Source organism: Pseudonocardia parietis, from assembly GCF_017876315.1.
Lineage (GTDB): Bacteria > Actinomycetota > Actinomycetes > Mycobacteriales > Pseudonocardiaceae > Pseudonocardia > Pseudonocardia parietis.
In genome coordinates, this window is record NZ_JAGINU010000001.1 from 6,262,056 (window position 1) to 6,284,351 (window position 22,296).

Annotated in this window: 37 protein-coding genes; 11 read left to right on the top strand and 26 right to left on the bottom strand. The window is 70.0% G+C overall.

Translation table 11 applies throughout. From position 1 onward, the window contains the following. Nucleotides 1-86: 86 nt before the first annotated feature. The 6 genes from JOF36_RS29340 to JOF36_RS29365 all read right to left on the bottom strand — a co-directional run bounded on the left by JOF36_RS29340 (nucleotide 87) and on the right by JOF36_RS29365 (nucleotide 5,450). Nucleotides 87-755, bottom strand: coding sequence for an HK97 family phage prohead protease (locus tag JOF36_RS29340; RefSeq protein ID WP_210033315.1), 669 nt, complete (start codon nucleotides 753-755; stop codon nucleotides 87-89). Continuing rightward, complete coding sequence (locus JOF36_RS29345; RefSeq protein WP_210033317.1) at nucleotides 755-1,987, bottom strand: phage portal protein; 1,233 nt, start codon at nucleotides 1,985-1,987, stop codon at nucleotides 755-757. Before JOF36_RS29345 ends, JOF36_RS29340 begins: the two co-directional genes overlap by 1 nt. 16 nt (nucleotides 1,988-2,003) lie before the next feature. Next, nucleotides 2,004-3,641 (bottom strand): hypothetical protein, encoded by a 1,638-nt coding sequence (locus JOF36_RS29350; RefSeq protein WP_210033319.1) that lies wholly within the window; start codon nucleotides 3,639-3,641, stop codon nucleotides 2,004-2,006. Nucleotides 3,642-3,688: 47 nt separating this feature from the next. Further along, nucleotides 3,689-4,285: a hypothetical protein gene (locus JOF36_RS29355; RefSeq protein WP_210033321.1), complete on the bottom strand. Its 597-nt coding sequence runs from the start codon at nucleotides 4,283-4,285 to the stop codon at nucleotides 3,689-3,691. Next, on the bottom strand, nucleotides 4,227-4,922 hold the full coding sequence (locus JOF36_RS41470; protein WP_372447423.1) for an HNH endonuclease: 696 nt from the start codon (nucleotides 4,920-4,922) through the stop codon (nucleotides 4,227-4,229). The genes JOF36_RS29355 and JOF36_RS41470 overlap by 59 nt, the downstream gene beginning before the upstream one ends. A gap of 219 nt (nucleotides 4,923-5,141) precedes the next feature. Beyond that, nucleotides 5,142-5,450 (bottom strand): hypothetical protein, encoded by a 309-nt coding sequence (locus JOF36_RS29365; protein ID WP_210033325.1) that lies wholly within the window; start codon nucleotides 5,448-5,450, stop codon nucleotides 5,142-5,144. Between the two features lie 579 nt (nucleotides 5,451-6,029). On the opposite strand from JOF36_RS29365, the gene JOF36_RS29370 reads away from it, so the two are divergent. Continuing rightward, entirely contained in the window at nucleotides 6,030-6,809 is a 780-nt protein-coding gene (locus JOF36_RS29370; RefSeq protein WP_210033326.1) for a DUF4352 domain-containing protein, read from the top strand. Nucleotides 6,810-6,910: 101 nt separating this feature from the next. Here JOF36_RS29370 and JOF36_RS29375 read toward each other — a convergent pair whose 3' ends face one another. The 5 genes from JOF36_RS29375 to JOF36_RS29395 form a co-directional block, all read right to left on the bottom strand. Then, nucleotides 6,911-7,258, bottom strand: coding sequence for a hypothetical protein (locus tag JOF36_RS29375; RefSeq protein ID WP_210033330.1), 348 nt, complete (start codon nucleotides 7,256-7,258; stop codon nucleotides 6,911-6,913). Then, on the bottom strand, nucleotides 7,255-7,512 hold the full coding sequence (locus tag JOF36_RS29380) for a hypothetical protein (protein ID WP_210033331.1): 258 nt from the start codon (nucleotides 7,510-7,512) through the stop codon (nucleotides 7,255-7,257). Before JOF36_RS29380 ends, JOF36_RS29375 begins: the two co-directional genes overlap by 4 nt. After that, complete coding sequence (locus JOF36_RS29385) at nucleotides 7,509-7,703, bottom strand: hypothetical protein (RefSeq protein WP_210033332.1); 195 nt, start codon at nucleotides 7,701-7,703, stop codon at nucleotides 7,509-7,511. Before JOF36_RS29385 ends, JOF36_RS29380 begins: the two co-directional genes overlap by 4 nt. Nucleotides 7,704-7,808: 105 nt before the next feature. Continuing rightward, nucleotides 7,809-8,516: a hypothetical protein gene (locus JOF36_RS29390; protein ID WP_210033333.1), complete on the bottom strand. Its 708-nt coding sequence runs from the start codon at nucleotides 8,514-8,516 to the stop codon at nucleotides 7,809-7,811. 161 nt (nucleotides 8,517-8,677) lie between these two features. Then, a complete protein-coding gene (locus tag JOF36_RS29395) occupies nucleotides 8,678-8,971 on the bottom strand; it encodes a hypothetical protein (RefSeq protein ID WP_210033335.1) in 294 nt (97 codons plus the stop codon). A 147-nt stretch (nucleotides 8,972-9,118) separates the two neighbouring features. Between JOF36_RS29395 and JOF36_RS29400 the strand changes: the two genes are divergently transcribed. The 10 genes from JOF36_RS29400 to JOF36_RS29445 are packed head-to-tail and all read left to right on the top strand — an operon-like array spanning nucleotide 9,119 to nucleotide 15,096. After that, a complete protein-coding gene (locus JOF36_RS29400; RefSeq protein ID WP_210033337.1) occupies nucleotides 9,119-9,370 on the top strand; it encodes a hypothetical protein in 252 nt (83 codons plus the stop codon). Between the two features lie 19 nt (nucleotides 9,371-9,389). Further along, nucleotides 9,390-9,965 (top strand): hypothetical protein, encoded by a 576-nt coding sequence (locus JOF36_RS29405; RefSeq protein ID WP_210033339.1) that lies wholly within the window; start codon nucleotides 9,390-9,392, stop codon nucleotides 9,963-9,965. Next, nucleotides 9,962-10,213 carry a hypothetical protein gene (locus JOF36_RS29410; RefSeq protein WP_210033341.1) on the top strand — a complete coding sequence of 84 codons (252 nt, stop codon included), beginning with the start codon at nucleotides 9,962-9,964 and terminating at the stop codon, nucleotides 10,211-10,213. The genes JOF36_RS29405 and JOF36_RS29410 overlap by 4 nt, the downstream gene beginning before the upstream one ends. 2 nt (nucleotides 10,214-10,215) lie before the next feature. Beyond that, nucleotides 10,216-10,434, top strand: a complete 219-nt coding sequence (locus JOF36_RS29415) for a hypothetical protein (protein WP_210033343.1) — start codon at nucleotides 10,216-10,218, stop codon at nucleotides 10,432-10,434. Beyond that, nucleotides 10,431-10,958: a hypothetical protein gene (locus JOF36_RS29420; RefSeq protein ID WP_210033345.1), complete on the top strand. Its 528-nt coding sequence runs from the start codon at nucleotides 10,431-10,433 to the stop codon at nucleotides 10,956-10,958. The genes JOF36_RS29415 and JOF36_RS29420 overlap by 4 nt, the downstream gene beginning before the upstream one ends. Then, nucleotides 10,955-11,200, top strand: a complete 246-nt coding sequence (locus tag JOF36_RS29425) for a hypothetical protein (RefSeq protein WP_210033347.1) — start codon at nucleotides 10,955-10,957, stop codon at nucleotides 11,198-11,200. The genes JOF36_RS29420 and JOF36_RS29425 overlap by 4 nt, the downstream gene beginning before the upstream one ends. Next, a complete protein-coding gene (locus JOF36_RS29430) occupies nucleotides 11,197-12,501 on the top strand; it encodes a hypothetical protein (protein ID WP_210033348.1) in 1,305 nt (434 codons plus the stop codon). Before JOF36_RS29425 ends, JOF36_RS29430 begins: the two co-directional genes overlap by 4 nt. Before the next feature lie 14 nt (nucleotides 12,502-12,515). Continuing rightward, nucleotides 12,516-12,848, top strand: coding sequence for a hypothetical protein (locus JOF36_RS29435; RefSeq protein WP_210033349.1), 333 nt, complete (start codon nucleotides 12,516-12,518; stop codon nucleotides 12,846-12,848). Beyond that, on the top strand, nucleotides 12,845-13,198 hold the full coding sequence (locus JOF36_RS29440; RefSeq protein WP_210033351.1) for a hypothetical protein: 354 nt from the start codon (nucleotides 12,845-12,847) through the stop codon (nucleotides 13,196-13,198). The genes JOF36_RS29435 and JOF36_RS29440 overlap by 4 nt, the downstream gene beginning before the upstream one ends. After that, the gene (locus tag JOF36_RS29445; protein ID WP_210033353.1) at nucleotides 13,195-15,096 is read left to right on the top strand and encodes a helix-turn-helix domain-containing protein; all 1,902 of its coding nucleotides are present in this window, start codon (nucleotides 13,195-13,197) and stop codon (nucleotides 15,094-15,096) included. The genes JOF36_RS29440 and JOF36_RS29445 overlap by 4 nt, the downstream gene beginning before the upstream one ends. Nucleotides 15,097-15,259: 163 nt before the next feature. Here the strand turns inward: JOF36_RS29445 and JOF36_RS29450 are convergent, their stop codons facing one another. The 15 genes from JOF36_RS29450 to JOF36_RS29515 all read right to left on the bottom strand — a co-directional run bounded on the left by JOF36_RS29450 (nucleotide 15,260) and on the right by JOF36_RS29515 (nucleotide 21,952). Beyond that, on the bottom strand, nucleotides 15,260-15,502 hold the full coding sequence (locus JOF36_RS29450) for a hypothetical protein (protein ID WP_210033355.1): 243 nt from the start codon (nucleotides 15,500-15,502) through the stop codon (nucleotides 15,260-15,262). A 1-nt stretch (nucleotide 15,503) separates the two neighbouring features. Further along, the gene (locus JOF36_RS29455) at nucleotides 15,504-15,689 is read right to left on the bottom strand and encodes a hypothetical protein (protein WP_210033357.1); all 186 of its coding nucleotides are present in this window, start codon (nucleotides 15,687-15,689) and stop codon (nucleotides 15,504-15,506) included. Further along, entirely contained in the window at nucleotides 15,686-15,817 is a 132-nt protein-coding gene (locus tag JOF36_RS40400; RefSeq protein WP_281071900.1) for a hypothetical protein, read from the bottom strand. Before JOF36_RS40400 ends, JOF36_RS29455 begins: the two co-directional genes overlap by 4 nt. 196 nt (nucleotides 15,818-16,013) lie before the next feature. Continuing rightward, nucleotides 16,014-16,370 (bottom strand): hypothetical protein, encoded by a 357-nt coding sequence (locus JOF36_RS29460; protein ID WP_210033359.1) that lies wholly within the window; start codon nucleotides 16,368-16,370, stop codon nucleotides 16,014-16,016. Continuing rightward, complete coding sequence (locus JOF36_RS29465) at nucleotides 16,367-16,639, bottom strand: hypothetical protein (protein ID WP_210033360.1); 273 nt, start codon at nucleotides 16,637-16,639, stop codon at nucleotides 16,367-16,369. Before JOF36_RS29465 ends, JOF36_RS29460 begins: the two co-directional genes overlap by 4 nt. Further along, on the bottom strand, nucleotides 16,636-16,869 hold the full coding sequence (locus JOF36_RS29470; protein WP_210033362.1) for a hypothetical protein: 234 nt from the start codon (nucleotides 16,867-16,869) through the stop codon (nucleotides 16,636-16,638). The genes JOF36_RS29465 and JOF36_RS29470 overlap by 4 nt, the downstream gene beginning before the upstream one ends. Further along, nucleotides 16,869-17,060 carry a hypothetical protein gene (locus JOF36_RS29475; protein ID WP_210033364.1) on the bottom strand — a complete coding sequence of 64 codons (192 nt, stop codon included), beginning with the start codon at nucleotides 17,058-17,060 and terminating at the stop codon, nucleotides 16,869-16,871. The genes JOF36_RS29470 and JOF36_RS29475 overlap by 1 nt, the downstream gene beginning before the upstream one ends. After that, complete coding sequence (locus JOF36_RS29480) at nucleotides 17,057-17,236, bottom strand: hypothetical protein (protein ID WP_210033366.1); 180 nt, start codon at nucleotides 17,234-17,236, stop codon at nucleotides 17,057-17,059. Before JOF36_RS29480 ends, JOF36_RS29475 begins: the two co-directional genes overlap by 4 nt. Beyond that, nucleotides 17,233-17,478, bottom strand: coding sequence for a hypothetical protein (locus JOF36_RS29485; RefSeq protein WP_210033368.1), 246 nt, complete (start codon nucleotides 17,476-17,478; stop codon nucleotides 17,233-17,235). Before JOF36_RS29485 ends, JOF36_RS29480 begins: the two co-directional genes overlap by 4 nt. Further along, nucleotides 17,475-17,732: a hypothetical protein gene (locus tag JOF36_RS29490; RefSeq protein WP_210033370.1), complete on the bottom strand. Its 258-nt coding sequence runs from the start codon at nucleotides 17,730-17,732 to the stop codon at nucleotides 17,475-17,477. Before JOF36_RS29490 ends, JOF36_RS29485 begins: the two co-directional genes overlap by 4 nt. Further along, nucleotides 17,729-18,760, bottom strand: coding sequence for a hypothetical protein (locus JOF36_RS29495; protein ID WP_210033371.1), 1,032 nt, complete (start codon nucleotides 18,758-18,760; stop codon nucleotides 17,729-17,731). Before JOF36_RS29495 ends, JOF36_RS29490 begins: the two co-directional genes overlap by 4 nt. A 115-nt stretch (nucleotides 18,761-18,875) precedes the next feature. Then, nucleotides 18,876-19,814 (bottom strand): hypothetical protein, encoded by a 939-nt coding sequence (locus tag JOF36_RS29500; RefSeq protein WP_210033372.1) that lies wholly within the window; start codon nucleotides 19,812-19,814, stop codon nucleotides 18,876-18,878. Next, nucleotides 19,811-20,227, bottom strand: coding sequence for an SsgA family sporulation/cell division regulator (locus JOF36_RS29505; RefSeq protein WP_210033373.1), 417 nt, complete (start codon nucleotides 20,225-20,227; stop codon nucleotides 19,811-19,813). Before JOF36_RS29505 ends, JOF36_RS29500 begins: the two co-directional genes overlap by 4 nt. A 69-nt stretch (nucleotides 20,228-20,296) precedes the next feature. Next, a complete protein-coding gene (locus JOF36_RS29510; protein ID WP_443706280.1) occupies nucleotides 20,297-21,508 on the bottom strand; it encodes an IS256 family transposase in 1,212 nt (403 codons plus the stop codon). Nucleotides 21,509-21,622: 114 nt separating this feature from the next. After that, a complete protein-coding gene (locus JOF36_RS29515; protein WP_210033375.1) occupies nucleotides 21,623-21,952 on the bottom strand; it encodes a hypothetical protein in 330 nt (109 codons plus the stop codon). Nucleotides 21,953-22,296: the final 344 nt, after the last annotated feature.

Sequence of the window (22,296 nt, forward strand, 5' to 3'; positions counted from 1 at the left end):
GTTGTCGACCTGCCCCGCAATGGGTACCGCTCAGTCCCGGACGGCGGTGGTTGTCGACCTGCCGCCGGCCGGGACAAGCCCAGGCGCTACGCCCAGGGGTCCTGTTCCTTGCCCAGAATCGCCATGCGGGCGGCCGGGCCGTACGTCTTCGGGGTGTCCAGCTTCGGCGTCTTCCGGTCCGTGCGGACGAACAGCTTCCGCAGGTCGTTCGCCTCCGCCAGACACCGCACCTCCTCCAGCGGCGCCTGCACCCGCTCGGCGAGGGACCGCAACCCGGACGTCGTGTCCGGGTAGGCGGGCACGTTCACCGGGGCGACGTCGACGAGCTGCGCCCCGACCAGAGTCCGCAGCGGGAACCCCTGCTCGGTCAGCGTCCAGTCGTCCTCGAGGGTCCGGAACGCGAACGAGCTCTTCCGGACATCGCCGCGCTCGATCAGCTCCAGGATGTCCGTCCGCGACTGCGGCGGCTCCACCTCGTACGACAGCCCGTAGGCGTCGACAGACAGCCGCAGCGTGCCCGCCGCGGTCGTCCCCAACAGCATGTTGTCGTCGTGGTTGTACCGGGCGATCACGTCCGGCCAGTCGTCACCACGGGACTTGTTGAACGCGATCGGGTCGACACGCTCGATGAACCCGCCCAGGTTCCTCGACTCCCGGTTGAACACCGCCGCGTAGCCGCCGATCCTCCGGCGCCCATCATCGGCCTTACGTGCCTCCACCGGGACCGGCGTGTACCGCCGCTCTACCTCGGCCATCAGTACTCCGTTCCCGCGGCCCGTAGCCGCCTCACCGGTTCGTCCTCGTCATCACGCGGGACCGGGGTCGGCTTCCGCGCCGGGTCTGCCACTGGCCCGTACGTCTTCCCCTGCCCACCAGGCAACGGCGGCAAGTCTTCGAGCTCGCGGATCTCGTCTCGGTTCTTCCAGCCGTCCGTCAACGCGATGTGATGCGCCGCGTACCGCGACGTCAGATCCGCGCGGACCATCGCGTCCGCGTTGAACCGCACGTACTCCCCGTCCGGGATCAACCGGGAGAACGACGACTCCAACTTCGTCAACCACGGCCGCAGCGTGTACGTCACGAAGTTCAGCGACTGCTGCTCAACGTTCGCGTACGTCAGCGAACCGCCCGCCTCCCCGCCGATCATGTCCGGCGGGATCCCGTAGATCGACGCGATCTGGTTGACCGTCATCTTCAGCGTCGCCAGGAACTGCGACTCGTCCGGAGACACCGTGATCGGGTTGTAGCGGGTCCCCAGGCCGAGCACGATCGGCTCCCGGCCCCGCGTCGCCTCCCGGAACCGGTCCTTCAACACCCGCGCCTGGTTCTGGTCGACGCTCTGGTCGGTCTCCAGCACACCGGACGGCACCGACCCGTTACGGAACCAGTCCCGCCCGAACTGCTGCGACAACAGACCCGTCTCGGTCGTCAACGCGAACGCGGAGATCGGCGCCAACCCCAACACCTGCCCGGGCAGCACATAGCCCGGAATGTGCACCAAACGGCCCGGATCGACCCGCCGGCCCTTCCAGAACCACACCGGGCGGCGCCCCACGCTGAAGTTGTCGTCGACGGACACCTCGTCCGGGTGCAGCCACTCGATCCGCCGCGGGTACCCGTCACGGTCGAACAGCGGCACATACCCGTACGCGTTCCCACGGAGCAGCAGCGACGTCATCACCCGCTGCACCCACTCGTGCGTGGTCCCGAACTCCGTCGGGTCCGTGAACACCTCCGGGGCGCTCATCGGCTTCCTGGCGCCGTCCGCGGTCCGCCGGAACGCCTGCAGGGGCAGCGCAGCCACCGAATCGGCCAGCAGACGGGTCGCCGAGTACACGGGCGCCAACGTCAGCGCCGTTTCGATGTCCGCAGCGTGGACCTGCGGCGGCAGATCGACGCCGTGCCCCCACACGTCCTCGCGGGTGAACGCACGCTTCCCCTCGTCGGGGTTGCCCGGCCGGAACAGCCGAGTGAACCAGTTACTCAACCGGCACCCCCTCGGCTCACCAGACGTTCGCGATCAGGTCTGCTTCGGCCAGGGCACCGTGTTCGATCGCCATCCCCCGCCCGAACGTGGCCAGAATCCCGGCCACGAACGCGTCAATGAGTACGTCACGCTTCTTTTTCACGATCTTGCGGTAGCGGTCGTTGATCTGGGCTTCCGCGTCTTCCCGCGGCGGCTTCCGCCGGCCCAGCGCGACTGCCGCGGCGTATGCGTGCTCGGCGACCGTGTCGTCGCCGTCGTGGGTGAACTCGCCCTCGCCGGTGCGGTAAGCCGTCTCCCACAGGTCGATGGCGGCGTCCATGCGCTGCTCGACGTTCGTCGGGAACTCCACCACCACCGGTTTCCCGGCCCGGTTCTTCCCGAGGCGGCCATCCCAGCGGTCGATGTTCGTCTGCCACCGGTACGGGTCGCATACGAGGTGCCAGACCTCGTATGCGGCGGCCGCATCGGCCACCGCCTGGTCCACTTCCGCCTCGGGGACCTTCCCGCCGTGCTCGGCCGGGACCCACACCCCAAGTCGGAACCACCGGCCATCCGAGATCCGGCACGCCAGCAGGGCCGTCGCATCCCGGGCCCGCGACCCGTCGAAGCCGAGCGCCACACGCGTCCCCGCGGCGAGCTCGCCCTCGGGTCGGGCAAGCGCCTTCCAGCGGGTCGCGTCCACGGCGTCCCGCTCACCGACCGTGACCTCGTCGAGGAAGTAGCGGCGCGCCTCCGCCTCGCCGGTCGCCGGGTCACGAATCTGGGCCAGAATCGCCCGTTCGTTGACCCATCCGCCCGCTTTCCGGCAGGAATCGCCGTACTTGATGACGATCCGCTCCATCACGAGCTTGTCGTCCTCGAAGTCCGCCGACGACATCCGCGGCAGGTCCGCTGCCGCATGGTCGAGGTAGATGCCGGGGGCCTTGCCCTCCGCGGTGAGCTGCGCCGCCGACCTTTCCGACGGGTCCCACGCGTTCGTCACCTCAGTCCAGGTGCCGCCCATCCCGGCGAGGTTCCGCTTCATCGCCCGCGACAACCCGAGTCCGCCATCCCGTTCCGTCATCAGGTGCGGCTCTGTGAACGACGCGAAGCTGATCGGGTTGCCCAGACGGGACCTAGCGGCCGCTGTGACGGGCTCGATCCAGCCGTCGCCGTTCGGGAGCTTGATCCGGGTCTCGCCGATGTCCAGGCCAGGCAGGTCAGCGAGTGGCCCCTCGGACAGCATCCGGAACAGCGGCCGGTACGTGTTGTCCGTGTTCTCTTCGGACGTGCCCGCGATCTGCACCCACGGTGTGTCGACTGGCCGGCCGACCGGCTCCCCGTCGGCGTCCCACCCGTCGAACTGCACCGGGCCGAGCGCATGAGCGGCGCAACGGGCCGCCGCGAGGGGATCCTTGCCGTGTTTCTGCGGTCTACGGAGCTGCGCGCCGTAGTAGACGAGCCCGTCGACCGGTTTCGGGTACTTCGGGTGCGGCTTCCCCTTCGGGTGCAACCGGTACACGTGCAACAGGTGTCGGGCCTGCTCGTTCGTCAGGATGTACGGCTCGCCGCGGCGCGGGCCGTCCGGGATGATGATGCTGTCTTCGATCCACTCGATGACCTGCCACCCGAGCGTCGGGAACTCACCCGGCTCCGACGGACCCCTCCACGGCATACGATCCGCCCCCTCAGAGGCCGAAGCGCCCGGTCAAGAGGCCAATTTCAGTCCACAGCCTTCAGATTCCGGCGGCGAGGAGCAGCCGGCGCCTTACGGGCCGCCCTGTCCGCACGTTCGCTACCGAGCTCATCGGCGCTGATCTCCCACCGGAGCCGGAGCATCGCCAGCGGCGACAACCCCAGACGATCCGACAACTGCCGGGCTTCCTTCGCCGCGTCCATGTCGCCGAGCTCCCCGCGGATCTGCCAGCGTGCATACTGCGCCACCGTCCGCGTCCACCCCAGCCGCTCCCACGCCACAGCCTGCGGAGTACGCCACAAGTCTGCCCAGAGGGCCTGTTCCTGCTCCCCGATGGCCTCAATCTCGGCCGAAAGGATCTCCGCGCGCTCACGCAGGCTGAGTAGGCGCCGTTGAGCGTTCTTCGCCTCCCGGCCCGTGCCCTGTGCTTCCACGCTCGCGTCGTCGATCTGCTCGTTCAAGCGGTCGAGCTTCGCCTGACCGACCACGTCCGGCGCGAGCGGCCAGCCCGGCACATCGCCCGTGCGGCCCTCGACGGGGAGCTTTGTGAACTGTGTCGGCGCGTTACGTCGCCGACGGTTCGGGTTCGGTGTCGCGCTCGGCGGCGGGCCGGCTCCGGCCATTGCGGAACCTCCACTCCGTTATCAGCAGCGCTCTCCGGGAGCTGTTATGCCTCTTGCACGCTGGCACGAGGTTCCCCTCGTGGTTCGTACCGCCCCTGGAGACCGGAATGACGTGATCGACCGTGTCCGGGAACTCAGGACAGGTCCAGCACGTCCGACCTCGCCGCTGCCAGTGCAGTAGGAGCCGGCGACGCTGATGCTGGTTGAGGCCGGGCGCGCCGCTCTCCCAGGTGCGCCGACGCCCCTTCCGGGTTCGCTCGTCCGGCGCGGCTGGTGGGTGGAACGATCGGTAGCAGGCCCGCGAGCAATGAGCGTCCGGGTTCCGCTTCCACAGCGCCGTACCGCACGGACACTCGACCCACGACTTGAACGCTCGATGAGCGCGGCATCGTGACGCTGGCGCTCCGCCACCGGGATGGTCAAATTCGGTGCCACAGACGGCGCAACGCACCCTGTGGACGACCAGAACGCGCCGAACACGGACGGATTGCAGCTCAGCCGCCCATGCGTCCGGATCCGAACGCAGCACGCGGTGACGCGCGACCGACTTGCATCTCGACGAGCACCACACCCGCGGACGGCCTCGGCCCTGCCGAGCCGGAAGCGGCGCGCCGCATCCTCTGCACACGAGCTCCATTGTGCCGCGCGCCAACGCTCGGCGCGCACAAGTCGGACGGCCGATTCCGCCTTCCAGACTGCGTACACATTGCGGCGCAGGTGGTAGCAGGGTCACGGCGCCTTCAGCCTCAAAAAATGCAGGTCAGGGGCTTGTCTGCGATCACCACATGATCGACAGTCTGCAAACGTGCAGGTCAGAGGCTTGCGCGTAGCGGATCAGTTGTGGATCTCTAGTGGATCACTGGTGATCGTCGATCTTCGATGTGAGCGGCGGCCATGAGCGCAGCGGGACCGACGACGACGCCGTCACAGCATCGGTTCGCTCGTCGTTCAGGTACTTCTGCCCGGTCGAGTCGAGGCGGTACCACTCGACGTCGAGCCACGCACAGATCACGCGCTCGCCATCACGCGTCACCACGTTGCCGATCTCGATGCGGCACTCACGCACGTTGTCCGCATCGAACCCATGATCAGCAAGCCACGCAGTCGCATCATCGAGCGTGATCACGTGCGTGACTGGCGCATTGAGCTTGGGCTCGACACTCACTGTCGCTTCACCACACCTGTTCTCCTGTTGGGCCTGCGTGAGTTGCACACCCTGCACACCACGCACACATCATCGAGTGAGCGTGCGGGCCAACGCAGGTGATCCCCACTCAGTGGGTTGTCCTCACTGCCTGTGTGCCCACAGTCCGTGCACCACGGGTGCAGGTGGATGGCCTGGGCTACCAGCCTGCGCCACGCACTGTCATACCCACGCTCGGCAGCAGTACCCCTCTTACTATCTATCGCCCGCTGCCTGCCCTGCTGGCAGGTGGGGCAGCGTGACCCTGCACGGGTGAGAGCCCCGCACCCCAGGCAGGGGCGGGCAGCCACTACTTCCCGGGCTTGGGCCCGGGCTTCTGCCCGCGCCCCTTCAGGCGCTTGTCCTTACCGGTGCCCGTGGAGGGCTTGTTCTCGGAGGGCTGCTTCCCGCGGCCATCGGCCATGACGCACCTCTTACTATCTCGCCGGGGCCAGGCTGGAGTTAGTAGAACGGGCGGTCAGTCGCCCGTTTCGGGTGTAACAGACGCCCGCGCCGTGCGACTCTGTCGGGTACACCCCACACACCGACCGGAGGTCAGCCATGCCTGACGGGCAGAGGCAGTCGACCGAGCACCAGCCCCACTACCAGCCGCAGCCCCGCAACGGGTTCGGCATCACAGCGCTCGTCCTGGCGCTGATCGGGCTGGTGTTCGGGCTCATCCCGTTCACCGGGTTCATCGCCCTCATCCTCGGCGCGCTCGCCGTCCTCTTCGGGCTGCTCGGGTGGGCCCGAACCCGACGCGGCACCGCCAACAACCCGAAGATGTCGGCCGTCGGCACCGCGCTCGGCGCTATCGCGGTCGCGCTCGGCATCTGGGGCATCGTGATCGTGTTCCAAGCGACCGACCAGCTCGTGCAGGACCTGGACCAGGCCGTGAACCCGGCTCCAGGGGTCATCGCCCCCGTCGACGGCGCGGCACCTGTCGAGGCCCCGGTGGAGGACGCCTCGATCCCCGAGGCGCCGGCCGGGCAGACTGTTTCGGTGGGGCCGCTGGACGTGACCGCGGCGGACCTGAAGCTTCTCACTGACGAGTTCACCGACGATCAGCTGTGCTCGGCTGTCGAGTACCGGAACGTCGGGAACGGCACCGCGTCGTACAACTCGTTCGATTGGAAGCTTCAGGACCCGAACGGGGTGATCCACTCGTCGGGGATCCCGTTCGGCGCGGAGTCGCCGTTGAACTCGGGGCAGCTCGCGCCGGGTGGGACGGTGAGCGGCGACGTGTGCTTCGACGCGAGCGCCAGCGGCGCCTACCAGCTCCAGTACGCGAGCAGCATGATGGCGGCGACGCCGCAGGCCACGTGGGCGCTTCAGCACTGACCGTCTAGAACGCGTTTCGGGCGGGTCCTACGGTGTAGGGCCCGCCCGTCGTTTTGGGCACACTAGTGCCGGGTGCAGCGTCGCATATGCAAGATCACTGGTCAACATGCCACGCGGTCGGCCGCGTCACGCACGGCGGCGACCTTGACGCGGATCAGCTTGTCCGGGCCGACGTGTGCGCGTTCGGCCCGCTTCTCAGCGACCCACGCGTAGACCCATCGGACGGACCTTCCGGTGAGCAGCGCCGCTTCGGCGACGGTGATGCGGTCGTCGTCGTAGTACTGGTCGACCTGCGGCAGTACCCATTCCTCGCCGACCTTGACCGCTGCGTCGTCGATGACGGCGCACGCGGCGGGGTCGGTGTTCAGCAAGGCCTTCCGGTACTCGTGGGCGACTTGCCGGGCCCGGTCGACGGCCCGATCCCCGGGGAGCGGCCACCGGGCGGTCACCCGTCATCCTCATCGTCGGTGACCACGATCGCGTCGCCGTCCATGGCCTGGCGGGCGGCGGACAGCAGCCCGAGATGAGAGATCCAGTCGGTCCCTTCCGAGTGGTACATGCCGAGCATGGTCCGCCCGGTCTCTAAGTCGACGATCTTCGCGATGACCAACGCTTCCGTGATCCGCTCGTCGGGTTCCAGGCTGGCCCTGACACCGAGCGCGTCGAGCGCCCCGCCGATCGGCTGCCGCTCGTCGTCGCTCACGCGGTGGTTCCCTTGCGGTCGGGGGCGGGGCCGGACCAGTCGTCGCCGAACCAGTACTCGGCGTCGGCTTCCCAGTCGATGAGGTCGGGGTGTTCGGCGAGCATGTCGACGGGCCGGTAGAAGTCGCAGGTGGGTGCGTGGCGGCGGATCCCGCCGCTGATCTTCCCGCCGCACTTCGCGCAGCTACCCATCGGTCGCCTCCTCCACGTGCCCGACGCGGCGGAGCGCCGCCTCACACTCGGTGCGGGACACCGGTCGGCGGGCGAGCGCCGTACACCCGGGACACAGGTCGTCCGTCACGCGACCGCCTCCGCGCCGTCCCGAGCGGCCTGCTCGACCGCCGTCGTCGCCATGACGAGCCAGTTCAAGCGGCCACCAGGGATCCGCCGGCCCCGGCAACGGTCCGATTCGCAGCGGGCGTCCTCGTCGCCGTCCTCCCGCACCAACGTGCGCTGACCGCAGTGCTCACACCGCGGCAACAGCCGATGCACGAGCTTGGTGCGTCCGGCGATGCGGTAGGCCCGCCAATGCAGGTGCGACAGGTGCAGGGCGGCGTCGACACCGTCCATCACGGCCGTGTCCTGGCAGTCCAGCTCGTGGTCCCACACGGGTTCGCCGTCCTGCCACGCCAGCAGCTCCTGCGGCGGGAGCGCGACGAGGGTGTCGACGGCGTTCACGAGCAGGTCGACGGCGCGGGTGACGCGCGGCCCCATCCTCGAGCGTCGCGCGGTTTGGGTGTCCCAGTCGATGCCGAGCCGTTCGGCGACGAGCTCGGCCCAGGTCTGCACCTGGTCGTCGATCTCCGCGCGCAATGCTTCGACGCCGAGGCGGATGGGGATGGGCGCCTCCCGCGTCTGCGTGATCTTGTCTCCGCCCGCGCCGCCGCCTCTGCCGATGAGCATGGTGAGCTCGGCGACGTCACCTTTCAGGTGGGTGATCGCGTGGGCGGCGAAACGCACACAGGTGGCGCAGAGGCCGTCGGGTGTTTGGATTCCGGCGCCCACGAAAGTCACAGTCTCGCTGTGGAGGTGCCCGCAGCCGCCGGGGATCGTGCAGGGCTTCTGCCAGCCGTCATGGCAGCGGCAGTCCGGGCAGACGGTGGGGGTTTCGACGTGCCGGACCCGGTCCGCGCACCGCTCCCCGCGCCGACACCGATGCTCCCCGGTCACCACGTGCGCTCCGCGTCGGCACGCGCGGCGCGGGCGAGGGCCCGCAGCCGGGCTCGGCGATGCCACCGCCACCACGGCGACCGGTCCGCCTCGAGCTCGAAGTGGTGGGCCGCGAACAGGTGGATGTTGTCCGCATCCGACCAGGGCGACCACACGATCGGGTCGCCGCCGCGGGTCGTCGCGGTGGCCCGCCATCCGGCGCCGCAGGTGGGGCATGCCCAACGGCCGATGCGGTCGGGTGGTGGCTGGCAGTGGTGGGCGGGACTGGCCTGCGGGAGTGAGGCGACCACGCCCGCGAGGGTAGCGGATTCGTTGGGCGAAACCGACAGTTCACGGCCAGTTCGTCGGGTCGAGTGTCACGCGTGGCACTAGGTGTGTCATTTGTGAAACACTAGTCCCCGTGATCGAGAATGATCTCCCTACTACGCTGCCGGACTGTGACGGCCGGGGGCGACGAGACGAACGAGACCCCTCCGCTGTCCCCCGACCTGGTCGAGGTGCCGATGACCGAGCTCGCCGACCGGGTGCGTCAGGCGCGGGACAACCGCGAAGCGGAATGGCGCCGAGCAGCGGCGGCAGTCTGGGAGATGCGGCGCCGTGGGAAGTCCTGGCGGGAGATCGGGGAGGTCACCGGCGAGCCCTGGCCGACCGTCCGCCGGTGGGCGCACCGGTACAAGCCCGCGGAGTAGCCGCTGATCGGCGGGCCGCATGAGCGCCCGCCGCCCGAACATCGCGCACACCGCGCTCACGCTCGGTGTCGTCGGCTCCCTCGCGTTCAACGTCGCGTGGGCGTGGCCGAGCCCCGTCCTCGTCGGCGTCGGCGTGCTCATGGCGTTCACCCTCCCGACCGCCGTCGCACTGTGGCGCGCGTCTGGCGAGCTCACCGGCTGGCCCCGCACGGAGCGGGCGCTCGTCATGGGGTTCATCGCCGCCGGGGCTGGCCTGTACACGGCCGTGCACGCGACCTTGCTGCTCCACGATGCAGGGCTGCCGTGGGCGATCGCCTGGCTGCCCGCGCTCGTCGGTGAAGCCCTCGTCGTGATGGCCGCCCGGGCGGACACGCCCGCTGTGTCAGTCCGCGAAAAGTCCCGCCAAAAGGCGACCCCCCGTAGCCCGGCGAAGAAGCCGGTGTCCCCTGATCCCGCTCCCCCGCAGTCGCCGCCCGCTGTCTCCCCAGGGCAGTCGGGCGGCGACGAGTCCCCCGAGGACCGCAAGAGGCGCCAGGCCGCAGACCGGCAGGCGCGACGCAGGCAGAGGCAGCGCGAGGAGAGGACAGCGGCATGAGGAACACGGTTGACCACGGCCTGGAGTGGCTGGACAGGGCGATGTCGGCGGCGCGCAGAACCATCGGGGATGCGCACACGGCGGCGATGAGGCTGGACTACGCCAGCCAGGACGGCGTCATGTTCGACGAGGGGCAGCGTGACGCGCTGAAGGCGCGCCTGCACCGCATCGCCGCCGAAGCCCGCGCCATCGAGGCCGAGATCGCCGCGCTGCACGCCGAGCGGCGCGGGGAGGTGGCTGCCCGATGAGCATGACGGTGGCGACCGACCGGTCACTGATGGACGAGGCGGTGGCCCGTCTGCGGCATCACGCCGCCGTGCTGCGGTCGACGGGGCATGGGGAGACGGCGATCGAGATGGACGACTTCGCCGACGACATGCTCACCGATTTCCGGTCGGGGCAGTGCGAGCAGTGGCAGTTGCACGGCTTGGCCGCCCTGATGGGTGTGACGCGGGTGGCGGGATCGTGACCCGCCTGGTGGTTGGCGGTGTGGTCGCCGGGCTGCTGCTCGCCCACGGCGGCGGCGGGCTCGTCGTCCTGCTGCTGCTCGCCGCAGCCGTGTGGATGATCCTCGGCCGGCTCGGCGGGGCACGCGGTGGTCGCGTCGCGGTGGGCCACTCGCACGGTGTCGGCCGGACGTTGCTACGCCACGAAGGCGGCCACGTCGTCGGGGCGAAGGCGACGAACAACTTCCGGAAGGCGCGGGTCAGCAAGCACGAGGGGCTCGTGACGCTGCGCGACCCCGAGAAGCTGACCCCGGCCCAGTACATGGCGTTCTGCAAGGTCGGCGAGGTCGCGGCCGGCACGGGCGAGGGCTGTTCGGCGGACCGGCGCAACTACCGGGAGGAGATCGGCCGGTTGAAGGCGCAGGGCAAGACGCCGGCCGAGATCCGGAAGGAGCAGCGGATCGCAGACAAGCTCGCGGACCGTTGGGCTTCGCACCCCGACGTTGACCACTGGGCGGACCGGCTCGACGAGCGGGGGCGGCTGTGAACGCCACGACTTGGCCTGTGTGGCTGCCGTGGGCGGTCGCCGCGTTCCTGCTGATCCTCGCCGCCGCTGTCGTGGTGGAGGCGTGGATCGGGCGCCGCCTCCTCGTCGAGGTGCGGGACCTGCGGGTCGCAGCGGACGCCACGACTGCGGCGGTCAACGAGCAGACCCACGACTTGTACGGGGCCCTGGCCGACGCCGGCCAGACGCTGGAGCAGATCCGGGACCGGGATGGGGTGCGATGATGGGGTGGGGCTACCGCAAGCGGAAGATCTTCGGGACGCGCTGGCTGCACATGTCGATCAACGCGACGCAGAAGGGGCCGTCGTCGGTCGGGTTCAAGGTCCTCTGCTTCTCTTGGAATAGCCGCACGAAGGCGGTGCGGTTCGACGGGCCGGGCGGTCTGTACTGGCAGCAGAAGAAGGGCCGCCAGCCGCGCGGCGGCCGGGGCAAGTCGACGGGCGGCGGTCCGCGGGGCTCGAAGGCCGCCCCTGGTGAGCGACAGCAGCATCCGATCCGGGGTGGCCCGGTCGGGTTCGGCGCACGCTGGGTGCGGCGAGGCGGCACATGGACCGCGATGCAGGCATCCGAACGGTCCTCCGGGTACGCGAAGCGCGTCACCGGGCCGTTCCAGGAGTGGCTGGATGACCGCCGCGAGTTCGGCCCCACACCGCTGGTGCGTGACTTCACGACCGGGGAGAAGTCCGCGGCCGCGTCGGTGACGTTGCCGTGGCACGACGCCACGTTCGGGCCGCGTGACCGGAACATGGCCGCGGTCGTCGACCAGATGCGGCGGGACGAAGACAAGCGGATCGCGCTGGCTTTCCGCCCGCTGAAGTTGTCGTGGTTGGAGCGGGCCGCGATGCGGGCTCGCGGCGAGGACCCGCTGGAGTTCGCGCGGAAGTGGCACGCCACCGACGTCGCCGTGATGCAGCTCCGCTCGCAGCGGATCGCCGCCGCCGGTGCGGCGATCCCCTTCGTCGAGGCCACGGGGGTACGAAACATCGAGCGGGCCACCGCCGCCCGGAAGCGGCGTGAAGCGCGGCTCGCGCGGGCCCACCGGTTCGCCACACCAGGGCCGGTCGCCGGCATCCATCGGATAGCAGATCTGCACGTCAGCGCCGCAAACGACGCTGGGACCGAAGTTAAGGAGGCTGCCGTGGCCAACGCGGTGCGCACGTTCGCTGACCTGCACGACCCGGACATCGACCCGAAGGAGTTCCCGGAGGAACTGCCTGCCCACCTCGAAGAGGTGCGGGCGTTGATCGCGTCCCGGGTGGAGGAGTTGCAGGGCGAGGCTGACCGAGGCCGTGGTGATGCGGAGGCGATGGTCGCGTATGTCGACTACTTCGTGGCCGCCGACGCGGACCGGGAGCTGATCGCCCACCTGCACGATGCGATGGAAGCGGTCGAAGCCGCCGCCGCAGCGTTGCGGACCGCCGCCGAGGCCATGGACTCCGCAGGGGACGGGGTCGCGGCGGCGAAGGCCCGCGCGGAAGCCAAGTACGGCGACTGGGACGTCCCGGATTTCTGGCGGGCCGGGTGAAAGGCGGTGGCCCCGTGAACGGGCCGCGGGAGTACCCGGCCACGGTCGACGAACTCCCCGAGATCGACCGGGCGGCGATCGGGCCGCGCGTGCCGGGCGGCCGGTACCGGTCCGGCTACTGGGGCGTGACGTACCGGGTCGATGCCGTGTTGGTCGGGCACGCGGCGCGTAAGGAGATCCCGTGGTCGGATCTCGCGATCGTCGAGACCGACCTCGACGGGCCCAACGCGGGGCAGCGGCGGGTGCACTGCACCGCGTGGAACGGGAAGCGTGACCGGCCCCTCGACCCGCGCCAGTACCGGGCGCGGGTGGCCCGGCTCGGGATGGCCGGGAGGTCGACGGCGTGACGCAGGTCGGCGGGGTGGAGCCGTCCGTGGAGCGGATCTCCCGGGGCGGCGGGTTCGTCTACGTGGTGATCGCCGGGCTGTTGTTCGTGGCGTTCCTCGCGGGCGGGTGGCTGCTGCTGCTCGGCGGGGCCCTGTCGGTGGCTGTCGGGGCGAAGGCACACGCCAACTTCACCCGGAACCGCGGCGGCGACCCTGCCCGGCCGGCGCGGGGCGGGTGGGCGGCGCAGGGCTGCCACAGCTACTGCACCCGCTCCCCCGACGACGACTGCGACTGCCGCTGTGACTGCGACGGCGAGTTCCACGGCATCAACGCCGAGAACGACGACGAGGAAGAGAGGGACGTGGCGTGACCACGCGACGGCAGGCCGAGGTCGAGCTCGGCATCTTCGACAGGCTCGACATGGTGATCATGCGGTTCCCGCACGTGTTCGGGCCTGCGTTCCTCGCCGGGCTCGCGCTCGGCCTCGCCGCCGCCGCGGACTGGTGGGGCGGGTGGGCGCCGTGGGCGCTCACCGCCATCACGGTCGTCGTCGTGTTCCTCGGTGTGGAGACGATCCCGCGGCTGCCGGGGTTGAGGGAGCGTTCGTACGCCCGGCTGTGCTGGTACGGCGGCGGCGCGTGGGTGGTCGCCGCCGGCTGGCTCGGCCCTGGTTGGTCGCCGTCGTGGTCGTGGGTGCTGCTCGGGGCGCCGCCGTTGATCGCGGCGTGGGCCGCGCTGCTGATCTTCTTGTGGCCGCCGTGGTTCAAGCATCGCCGCGTCCGGCGGGGCGTGTCGGTGACGGCGGAGATCCTGGCGTGGGACGGAGACGCTGTGTCGCTGCCCGGTGTCGAGTTGTCACACGCGTCGGCCGGCGCGGACGGCGACACGTGGTGGGCGACGCTGAAGGGTGTGAAGGGCCGTCACACGGCGAAGACCCTCCGGGACAGGATCCCGAACATCGCGTCCTGGTACGAGGTGTCCGTCGACGACGTCACGATCGAGAAGACGCGTGGCACCCGCGAGGGCGGCTACCGGATCAGGGTGCGGCAGCGCCCGAAGAGCAAGGCGGGCGTCACGTACACGGTGCCCGACGAGCGCCCGAGCCTGCGGAAGCCGTTCCAGATCGGGCACGTCAACGACGGTGTCACCCCGCTCATGTCGGAGGTGTGGCGTGACGGTCACGGCGGCGTCGACGGCCTGACCGCGGGCGCGAAGGGCTACGGGAAGTCCACGTATTACCGGCGGATGGCGGTGCAGGCGATCGCCGCCCGTGACGCCTTGTGGTTGTGCTGCGATCAGAAGCCCGGGTCGCCTGATTACCGCGATCTCGCGCCGCGTGGCGCGTACGTGTACGCGACAGACGCCGCGGAGATCGACCTCGTGATCCGGGCGCTGCTCGTGCTGTGTCACGTCCGCGGGCAGGCAATGCGGCGTGACCGGAAGGTGCTGCTGCTCATGCTCGACGAGACGGCCCTGTACTTCGCGCCGACCCCGCCTGCGCCGTCGGACCCGGACGAGCAGGACCCTGCGGTGCGGGCCCGGCAGGCGTCCGCGGCGAAGCGGGCGGCGCAGCAGGCGGATGTGGAGCGGCAGGCGAACATCGACCGGCTGGTCGCGATCTCCCGCGCGTTCGACATCTCGATCCACTTCGCGACGCAGCGGGGTCGGGCGCAGAAGTTGGGGGGCGCCGACGTCCGCACCGCCCTGTTGGCGGGGCAGGTGTGCGGGTTCTACTCGGCCCGGCAGGACGACTCCGCGCTGTTGTCCGGGGACCACGACTTCGACCTGTCGCAGCTCCCCCAGGGTGTGCCGGGCGAGTGCCTGATCGCGAACGGTATCCACCAGGACGTCACGCGCGGCAGCCAGCACTTCATCGATGACACGGCGGCGCGCGCTGTGGTGCAGCGGTTCGCCGACGATCAGGGCGACCTGCACGAAGACGAGCTGAAGGCGTTGCGGGCCGAGTTCGGCGACGAGTGGGACCGGCTGCGGAAGGCCAACCGGAAGCCCACCCTCACGATCGCGTCCGAGCCGGAGCCCGAGCCGACCGAGCCGGAGCCGCCGCGGGCGACCGGGCCGACGGAGTCGCGGCAGCTCGTGTGGGATGCCCTGGCCGGGTTCGACGGGCCGGCGTCGGTGAGTGAGGTCGCGGAGGCTGCGGGCCGGTCGGTGTCGTTGACGCGGGGCCGCCTCGCTGAGCTCGTCGAGGAGGGCCGGGCGACGCAGGAGGGGCATAACCGGTGGACCCGCTACATGGCGGTCCGGTGACCCGCCGACGGGCTGTCGGCGGGTACCGAGCACTCTATGTGGATCACCCGCCGATAGTCGATCAGTTCACCCGCTTATAGGCGGGTCACGCGCGCGCGTGCGCGCCTGCGCGCGAGGGGGCACACGAAGAGCGGCCCGGCAGCCGATGGCTGCCGGGCCGCTGTCATGCGGTCTCGGGGAGCGGTGGGGATGGGCCGACCCGGAGGGCGACCGGGGCGACTGTCCCGCTGCCGTGGCAGGCCGGGCACGGCACCCGTTGGGCTCGGGTGATGTCGAGCCCGGCGAGCCGGTGAGCGACGGCCTGCCGGGACACGCCGAACATGTCGCCGATCTCCCGGTCTAGGTAGCCGGCTTCGGCGAGCGCGACGAGCGCGGGGGTGGGCGGCAGCTTCCGCGGTCCGGCCATGTCAGGTGTCCTCTCGTGGGTCGGCGTTCTCCCCGCCGGTCGCGGACGGTGGTGGCGGGTGTTTCTCGTTCCGCCAGTAGCCGTCGGTGCAGGGTGGGGCCGTCGGGATCCCGGACCGGCGCAACACCAGCTCGGCTTCGAGTTCGGCGACCCGGGCGCGGAGCCGGGCGAGTTCGTCGTCGCTCACTGTTGTTCCTCGTCGTAGGCGGACGCGACGATGGGCAGGTGTTCGGGGCAGAACGCGTATGGCAGCCCGTCCGGGTCGGTGGCGACCGGGGCGCCGCAGTCGCGGCACGGGATCGGGCGGGTCACCACGGCCGCAACGATCGGGCTGCGGCGGCGTAGGCCCCGACCCCGCGGAAGTCGCAGGATCGGGGCTCGCGGTAGCCGACGAGCGGCACGGACCGTTCGGCGTGCCAGCGCGCTTGGCACGGGTCGCTGCACCAGAAGTCGGACGGGGAGTTCCCGAGCGCGCCACCGCACGTGTGGCAGGCGGGCTCGGGCTCGGCGGTCACGAGCACAGGCTTTCGGTCAGCCCGATCGCCCGCCTGCGGCGCCACGCCCACAGCCCGGTGGCGACCACACCCGCGAACGACAGCGCGAGCAGCAGCAGGCTCGACACCACGGCGGCGCCGATGCTGGCGGGGGCGGGCATCAGCGCCCAGACGATGAGGAGCGCCGAGAACCACACGGTTTCGGCGGTGACTCGCATCTGCATGAGCGCGGCCCGCTGGCTGGCTTCGGCCTTGTGGAGCGGGTTGGTGCAGCCGCGCATCCGGGTGTGGCTGCGGCGGACGCCTGCGGATCCGATCCAGTAGGCGACGGGCGGGAACCCGATGATCATGACGCCTTCGACGAGGGTGATCATGCTGCGTTCTCCGTCCACGGGATCCGCTGCGCGAGCGGCACAGCAGGGTTGATCTGCGCGGCGAGGGCCCCGGCGAGCCACACCACGGGGTCTTCCCCGGCGGGCTGAGGGATGGTCAACGCCCGGTCGATCGCGGTCCGCAGCGCGTGCCGGTCACGGGCCTGCACGGCGGCGACGATCGGTTCGGTGGCGTCAAGCATCTGCTGCCCGTAGCTGTCCCGTGGCTGGCGGGCGATGGGCGCGTGCCACGACGCCGGCAGCGCGTTCACGCCCACTCTCCGGTGAGGAGGTGGCGGGCGGTGCCGGCGCTGACGTGGAGTCGTGTGGCGATGACGTTGAGGCTGTGGCCGCGGCGGTCGAGCTCGTGGGCGGCGGCGACGCGTTCCGCTTCGGTGAGGGTGCGGCTGGTGCGGTGCCCTGCGACGGCTTGTTCGACGATGACGTCGTCGACCCAGTCGGGGTTGGCGTTGTAGGAGACACAGCGGCCAAGGGGAGCCATCACTGGTCCCCGTCCTGGTCGACGAGCGCGAACACCCGCCACGACTCGACGTCGGCGCCCCACCTCCGCAGCGTGTCGCGGCACTCCTGCGCTGAGGACCACAGCGGCAGCGTCCCGAGCCCGGTCTGTTCCCACGGCTCGATTTGCCCGTCGCCGAGGTCGCGGGCCGCGATGAAACCGATCTCGGTCATGCCGGGTCCTTCCGGTAGGCGTCGGCGCGGATCTGGTTGAGGAGTGCGCGGACGCGGGTCGCGGCGGCTGGTGGTGCGAGGCCGAAGTCGAGGTCTTCGGCGATGTGCCGGAGTTCGGTGATCCAGTCGGCGAGGTGTTCGGGTGGGACGAGCGGGGCGGGGCGGGCGGCGGTCATAGCTGGTCGAGGAGGTCGGCGACGCACCAGGGACCGCGGCGCATCGAGGGGAAGAGGGGTCCGGTGTGGTGGCGGGTCCATGCGCGGTCGCCGTGGTGGCAGCGGAGGTGGGTGATGTTGCGGCGGCGGTCGACGCTGGACACGCGGATGTAGATCACGGCGCCGTCGGGCATCGTCCAGATCAGTTGGTCGCCGGCGCGGAGTAGGTCGGTCATCGGTTCGGGTTGGGCGGGTGCGCTCATTGGTCGTCCTCGTCGGCGATGCCGAGGTCGCGGGCGGTGTGGTGGCGGATGTCGTCGAGCCGGATCCCCTCAGCAAGGGTGGGGTCGAAGACGGGGGTGGGGTCGCGGTCGCACAGTTCGGCGAGTAGCGCGTTGTGGATGCGGTGGCAGTTGTTGTGGAGGCCGGTGATGTGTCCGGTGAGGTCGAACAGGGCGATGCGTGGGTCGTCGGAGCCTTGCAGCGGGCCGGGGCTGGTGTCGTCTCCGGCGCTCACTGCTCGCCCCCGTCCGTGCTCGCGGGCGAGGAACCCCCGGCGGCCGGACAGCGGTCGCGCCCGTGCTCGTGCGCGGCGCGCCTCGCGGTGGCGCGGTCCGCCCACCAGGCCACCGAGCGGTAGCCGCAGCGTGAGCATGCCCAGCCCCAATCGCCGTCGTCCTCCCACGCGCGAACGTCCGGTGCGGCGGTCGGGGCCGCACTTGTGCGGTGCGTTTCGCCGGCCGGGTCGCGTACATCCGCGACGGGGGCCGGGGGCTGCGTGGGTGCGTCCCCGCGGACCGACCGCCACTCCACGAGGCGCGTCTCGCAGGTGCTCGCACCATCTGGGCGCGACCGCTCGTTGAGCCATCGCCACTGATCCAGCAGCGCGTTCGTCGCGTCGGCCAGGGCGTCACCGCGCTCACGGAGCACAGCGGCGGCGCCGGTCGCGCCGTGCAGCTCCGCCCGGGTCTCGGCCAGCTCGGCGCGCAAACGGTCCACCCAGCGCAGCAGGGCGACGATGCGCGGTCCCGGGTCGGCGGCGTCCTCCATCGGATCGGTGCGGAAGATGTCGACGGGCCAGTGCTCGTCGAGCAGCGACATAAGCCCGTCCCCCTCGTCGGCCGGGTCGCGTACATCCGCGGCGGGGGCCGTGCGTGCGTCCCCGCGGACCGACCAGTACGTGTGGATGGCCTCCCCCAGGCTGTCCCACCGCTCGGTCGTGGAGTCCTCAGTCATCACGCTGGCGATCGCCGCCAGGGAGTCACCGGCGGCCCGGGTCTCGGCCAGCTCCCGCTGCCGCTCGCGTGCGAAGTCGAGAGCGTTCCCTCGGTGAGTTCGTGCCTCGGCCAGCAGGCCGGTCACGTGCTCCAGCTCGGCGCGCAGACGGTCCCGGTCGACCAGCACAGCAGTGACCTCGTCGCCGATCTCTTCGGCCAGGCACGATGCCCAGTGCCCACCACCGACCGGCCCGGCGATCTCGTAGCAGTGACAGACGACGACATCCCGCAGCCGTTCGGCGGCCCGCTGGTCGTCGGCGCCGCTCATCGCTCTATCGCCTCGTCGTCGGCGACGTCACAGACCGTGGTGTGGTCCACCCAGGACTGCTCACCGGTGCCGGTCTCGTCGCACACCGGGCACTCCCACCCGGGAAAAGTCCAGCTCACTGCTCTGCCTTCCATGCGGTGGTGCGGGTGGTCGTCGACACCGTGCGGGACCAGATCCGAATGTCATGCCAGGCGCAGGCCCACCACCGGCCTACCTGGTCCTTGGCGTCGTCCTCGAAGAAGAACTCCTCGGCGACCTCGCCGCCGGAAGGGATCACGGCGGTCACCCGCCACTCGACGCGCGTCTCGGTGGTGTCGTCTTCTGCGTCCTCGCCCCGATCGCGGCGCTCATCGAGGAGCCCGTACGACCGCAAACACCGCGTCAGGCGGTACAGCGGGTTCGGGGCTTCGATGGTGCGGGCACCGGTGGTGTCGGTCTCCCACACGACGACTTCGATAGCCGCGCACTCCAGGGCGTTCTCGACGTTGGCGATCAACTCGTCGAGGGTGAGCAGCTCCTCCGGCGCGGCGTGCTTCGTCATGTCCGGCTCGGCGGCAGCCCGGCGGACGACCTCCTCGTCCACGCACTGATCGAACGCCATGTTCACCAACCGGTGCCGCTGCACGGTGTCGACCAGCTCGCCACGCTCGACCCCCAGCTCGTCGCACAGCTCCGTCACGAGCGCGGTGTCCGGCTGTCCGACACCCCCGGACGGGCGCGCGACCCTGGTCAGGTAGTCGGCGGCGAACTGTCGGTACTCCTGCGCGGTCCCGCCGCTCCATGTGTCCTGTGTGTCCCGCACGTCCTGCGCGGTCAGGTCACGCCCGGCCGGTGCGGGAACGTCGCGGGCCAGCGCGGCACGCAGCGCGGTGTGGTCATCGCGGGCCAGGGCCCGGCGTACGGCCTCGGTGTCCGGCACTGCGGGGGCCATCGAGCGGATCCAGTCCGCGACACCCTCCGCGCCCTCCTCGTCCAACACGAGGTGCACGTCGTCGGAAGTCACCAGAGCCGGATCGGTCTGTACCTGCACCGGGTCGTCGTCCACGCCGCTCACGACGTGCTCCCGTCGTCGGCCATGCCCAACCACTCCGCAGGCACCCTGTCCGGGACCGCGACCTCCGCGCCGAGCGGAACATCCCGGACCGTGCGGGACACGAGAATGTCCACGTCGAACCGGTCGATGCGGATCTCGCACCTGCCCGTCGGCGACGCCAAAACGATCACCAGGTCCGCAGCCGACGCCGGGTCACCGTCCGGGTAGACGCGAACGTCATCGGTGCCGGCGCAGACAGCGATCCCCGCGGCCAAAAGATCCCGCCCGATGATCCAGTCCAGGTCGGGGTACCCGGCGATACCCATCTCGAAGTACAGCGGCCGCACCGGATCCCACACCAGCTCGACGACGGTGTTCACGATCCCGTCCTGACCGGTGATGGTCGCTTCGAACTCCATACCGAGGTTGCTCACCGCCCGCTCCAGTCACCAGCGTCGAACACGTCGGGTCTATCGCACGAACGGTGTTTCCGGCGTTGGTTGTCAGTAGGTTTCAGCGGCCGGCCAGCGGTCACTGAAAGTGATGGCGAAGGCGTTCAGCGCGGGCTTCCAGCGCATCGTCCATCGGGTGCGGCCTGTTCCGGTGGGGTCGAGGCTGCGGGTGACAAGGTACAGGCACTTCAGGGCGGCCTGCTCGCTTGGGAAGTGCCCGCGCGCCCGCACCGCTCGCCGGTAGCGTGCGTTCAACGATTCGATGGCGTTTGTCGAGCAGATCACCGTCCTGATTTCGACGTCGTAGTCGAGGAATGGAATGAATTCGTCCCAGGCGTTGCGCCACAGCCGAATCATCGCGCCGTAGCGTGCGCCCCACTTGTCCTCCAGTTCGTCGAGCGCGTTCTTGGCCGCGTCAGCGTTCGGTGCGGTGTAGATGGGCTTCAAATCCTTCTTGAGCGCATCGGAGTGCTTTCGCGACACCAACCGGAATGAATTCCTCAGGAGGTGGATGACACAGGTTTGCACGATCGCCTGCGGCCACACGTTCGCGACGACCTCGGGAATCCCTTTCAGTCCGTCACAGACGAGGAAGAACGTGTCCCGCACGCCCCGGTTCTTCAGGTCCAGCAGGACGCTCATCCAGTACTTGGCGCCCTCCCCGCCGGTGCCCATCCACAGGCCCAGCACGTCGCGTCGCCCGTCCAGTGTGACGCCGATGGCGGCATACACCGGCCGGTTGGCGACCTGCCCGTCACGGACCTTCACGTGCACCGCGTCGATGAACACCGCCGCGTACACCGCATCCAACGGCCGGTTCTGCCATTCCTCCATCTCCTCGATCACTTTGTCCGTGATTCGTGAGATAGTTTCCTTTGACATCGACGCGCCGTAAATGTCGGCGAAATGTGCCGATATCTCGCCGGTCGTCAGCCCCTTGGCGTACAGCGACAGCACCACCTCGTCGACATTACCGAGGCGACGCTGACGCTTTTTCACGATCACCGGGTCGAATGTGGCATCCCGGTCCCGCGGAACCTCGATCGGGACTTCACCGACCGCGTCGGACAGGATCGTCTTCTGCCGGGTGCCGTTGCGGATATTCGCCGACTCACGCTCAGCATCCGCCTGGTTCTTCTCATGCCCAAGGTGCTCGGTCATCTCCTCGTTGAGTGACGTTTCCAGCACATTCTTGGTGAAGACCTTCAGCAGCCCATCCGGGCCCGTGAGGTCCAGGCCCCGCTCACGCGCCTGGGCGACCATCGTGGCCGCCGCCTCCTGCTCCGGCGACGACCGCCGCCCCGACGTGTTGCTCCCTGTGGTTGAGGCGCTCATGCCATCCGATGTCATCACTCACCGTGCCCATCCCGCCGGATTTCACCCCGGCGTGTCGGGCCGGAAACACCGTTTGATCAACAGTCCCAACACGTCGACCGAGTGGGTTCCGATGTGGCCGTTGGCGCGGGCCTTGTCGCGTTCGATGCGGGTGGTGGTCCCGATGGATTCGGCCCACCGGTCGAACGCGTCGGCGGTGGTGCGGTGGAGCTGGATCTGCAGGAGGGGCCCGCCCGCGCAGGTGGCGTGGATGCTGAAGATCGAGGCGGGGGCGGTGAGGTCGGGGTTCGCGTCGAGGTGGTCGGCAACGGCTCGGAGCATCCGGGGGATGGCGGGGTCGGCGACGGGTTGTGCGGCGGGTGCGGTCTTCATGGTGATGCCTTCCGGGTGGGGTTGGTGTCGCCGTCGGGCCGGGGTCGCGGTCACCGGCCCGACGGCGTCGTCGATGTCCCCGGGAACGACGGCTGAGATCGCCGGAGAGTTCGCGGGGTAGGCGCCATACCGGGGAACGTCCGTTCGACGCTCCACGGCTGAGCCAGGGGGTGTTTCGGCGGTCCCGTGCGCGACCTCTGCCCGCCAGTCGAGCAGGAGCGCGGCGAGTTGGTCACCGGACACGACGGGCCGGTCGTGGCGGATCTGCTCGATGAGCCGGTGATCGGAAGCGATCGAGTGGTCGTCCACCGGTGCCCCACCCCCTCGTTGGTGTGTGGGTTTCA

Bases quoted from the DNA above. Each gene is read 5' to 3' on its own strand.
- JOF36_RS29340 (WP_210033315.1), bottom strand. From the start codon at position 755: ATGGCCGAGGTAGAGCGGCGGTACACGCCGGTCCCGGTGGAGGCACGT.
- JOF36_RS29350 (WP_210033319.1), bottom strand. From the start codon at position 3,641: ATGCCGTGGAGGGGTCCGTCGGAGCCGGGTGAGTTCCCGACGCTCGGG.
- JOF36_RS29355 (WP_210033321.1), bottom strand. From the start codon at position 4,285: ATGGCCGGAGCCGGCCCGCCGCCGAGCGCGACACCGAACCCGAACCGT.
- JOF36_RS41470 (WP_372447423.1), bottom strand. From the start codon at position 4,922: ATGGAGCTCGTGTGCAGAGGATGCGGCGCGCCGCTTCCGGCTCGGCAG.
- JOF36_RS29370 (WP_210033326.1), top strand. From the start codon at position 6,030: ATGCCTGACGGGCAGAGGCAGTCGACCGAGCACCAGCCCCACTACCAG.
- JOF36_RS29385 (WP_210033332.1), bottom strand. From the start codon at position 7,703: ATGGGTAGCTGCGCGAAGTGCGGCGGGAAGATCAGCGGCGGGATCCGC.
- JOF36_RS29405 (WP_210033339.1), top strand. From the start codon at position 9,390: ATGAGCGCCCGCCGCCCGAACATCGCGCACACCGCGCTCACGCTCGGT.
- JOF36_RS29410 (WP_210033341.1), top strand. From the start codon at position 9,962: ATGAGGAACACGGTTGACCACGGCCTGGAGTGGCTGGACAGGGCGATG.
- JOF36_RS29415 (WP_210033343.1), top strand. From the start codon at position 10,216: ATGACGGTGGCGACCGACCGGTCACTGATGGACGAGGCGGTGGCCCGT.
- JOF36_RS29430 (WP_210033348.1), top strand. From the start codon at position 11,197: ATGATGGGGTGGGGCTACCGCAAGCGGAAGATCTTCGGGACGCGCTGG.
- JOF36_RS29450 (WP_210033355.1), bottom strand. From the start codon at position 15,502: ATGGCCGGACCGCGGAAGCTGCCGCCCACCCCCGCGCTCGTCGCGCTC.
- JOF36_RS29460 (WP_210033359.1), bottom strand. From the start codon at position 16,370: ATGATCACCCTCGTCGAAGGCGTCATGATCATCGGGTTCCCGCCCGTC.
- JOF36_RS29470 (WP_210033362.1), bottom strand. From the start codon at position 16,869: ATGGCTCCCCTTGGCCGCTGTGTCTCCTACAACGCCAACCCCGACTGG.
- JOF36_RS29475 (WP_210033364.1), bottom strand. From the start codon at position 17,060: ATGACCGAGATCGGTTTCATCGCGGCCCGCGACCTCGGCGACGGGCAA.
- JOF36_RS29480 (WP_210033366.1), bottom strand. From the start codon at position 17,236: ATGACCGCCGCCCGCCCCGCCCCGCTCGTCCCACCCGAACACCTCGCC.
- JOF36_RS29485 (WP_210033368.1), bottom strand. From the start codon at position 17,478: ATGAGCGCACCCGCCCAACCCGAACCGATGACCGACCTACTCCGCGCC.
- JOF36_RS29495 (WP_210033371.1), bottom strand. From the start codon at position 18,760: ATGAGCGGCGCCGACGACCAGCGGGCCGCCGAACGGCTGCGGGATGTC.
- JOF36_RS29510 (WP_443706280.1), bottom strand. From the start codon at position 21,508: ATGGTCGCCCAGGCGCGTGAGCGGGGCCTGGACCTCACGGGCCCGGAT.
- JOF36_RS29515 (WP_210033375.1), bottom strand. From the start codon at position 21,952: ATGAAGACCGCACCCGCCGCACAACCCGTCGCCGACCCCGCCATCCCC.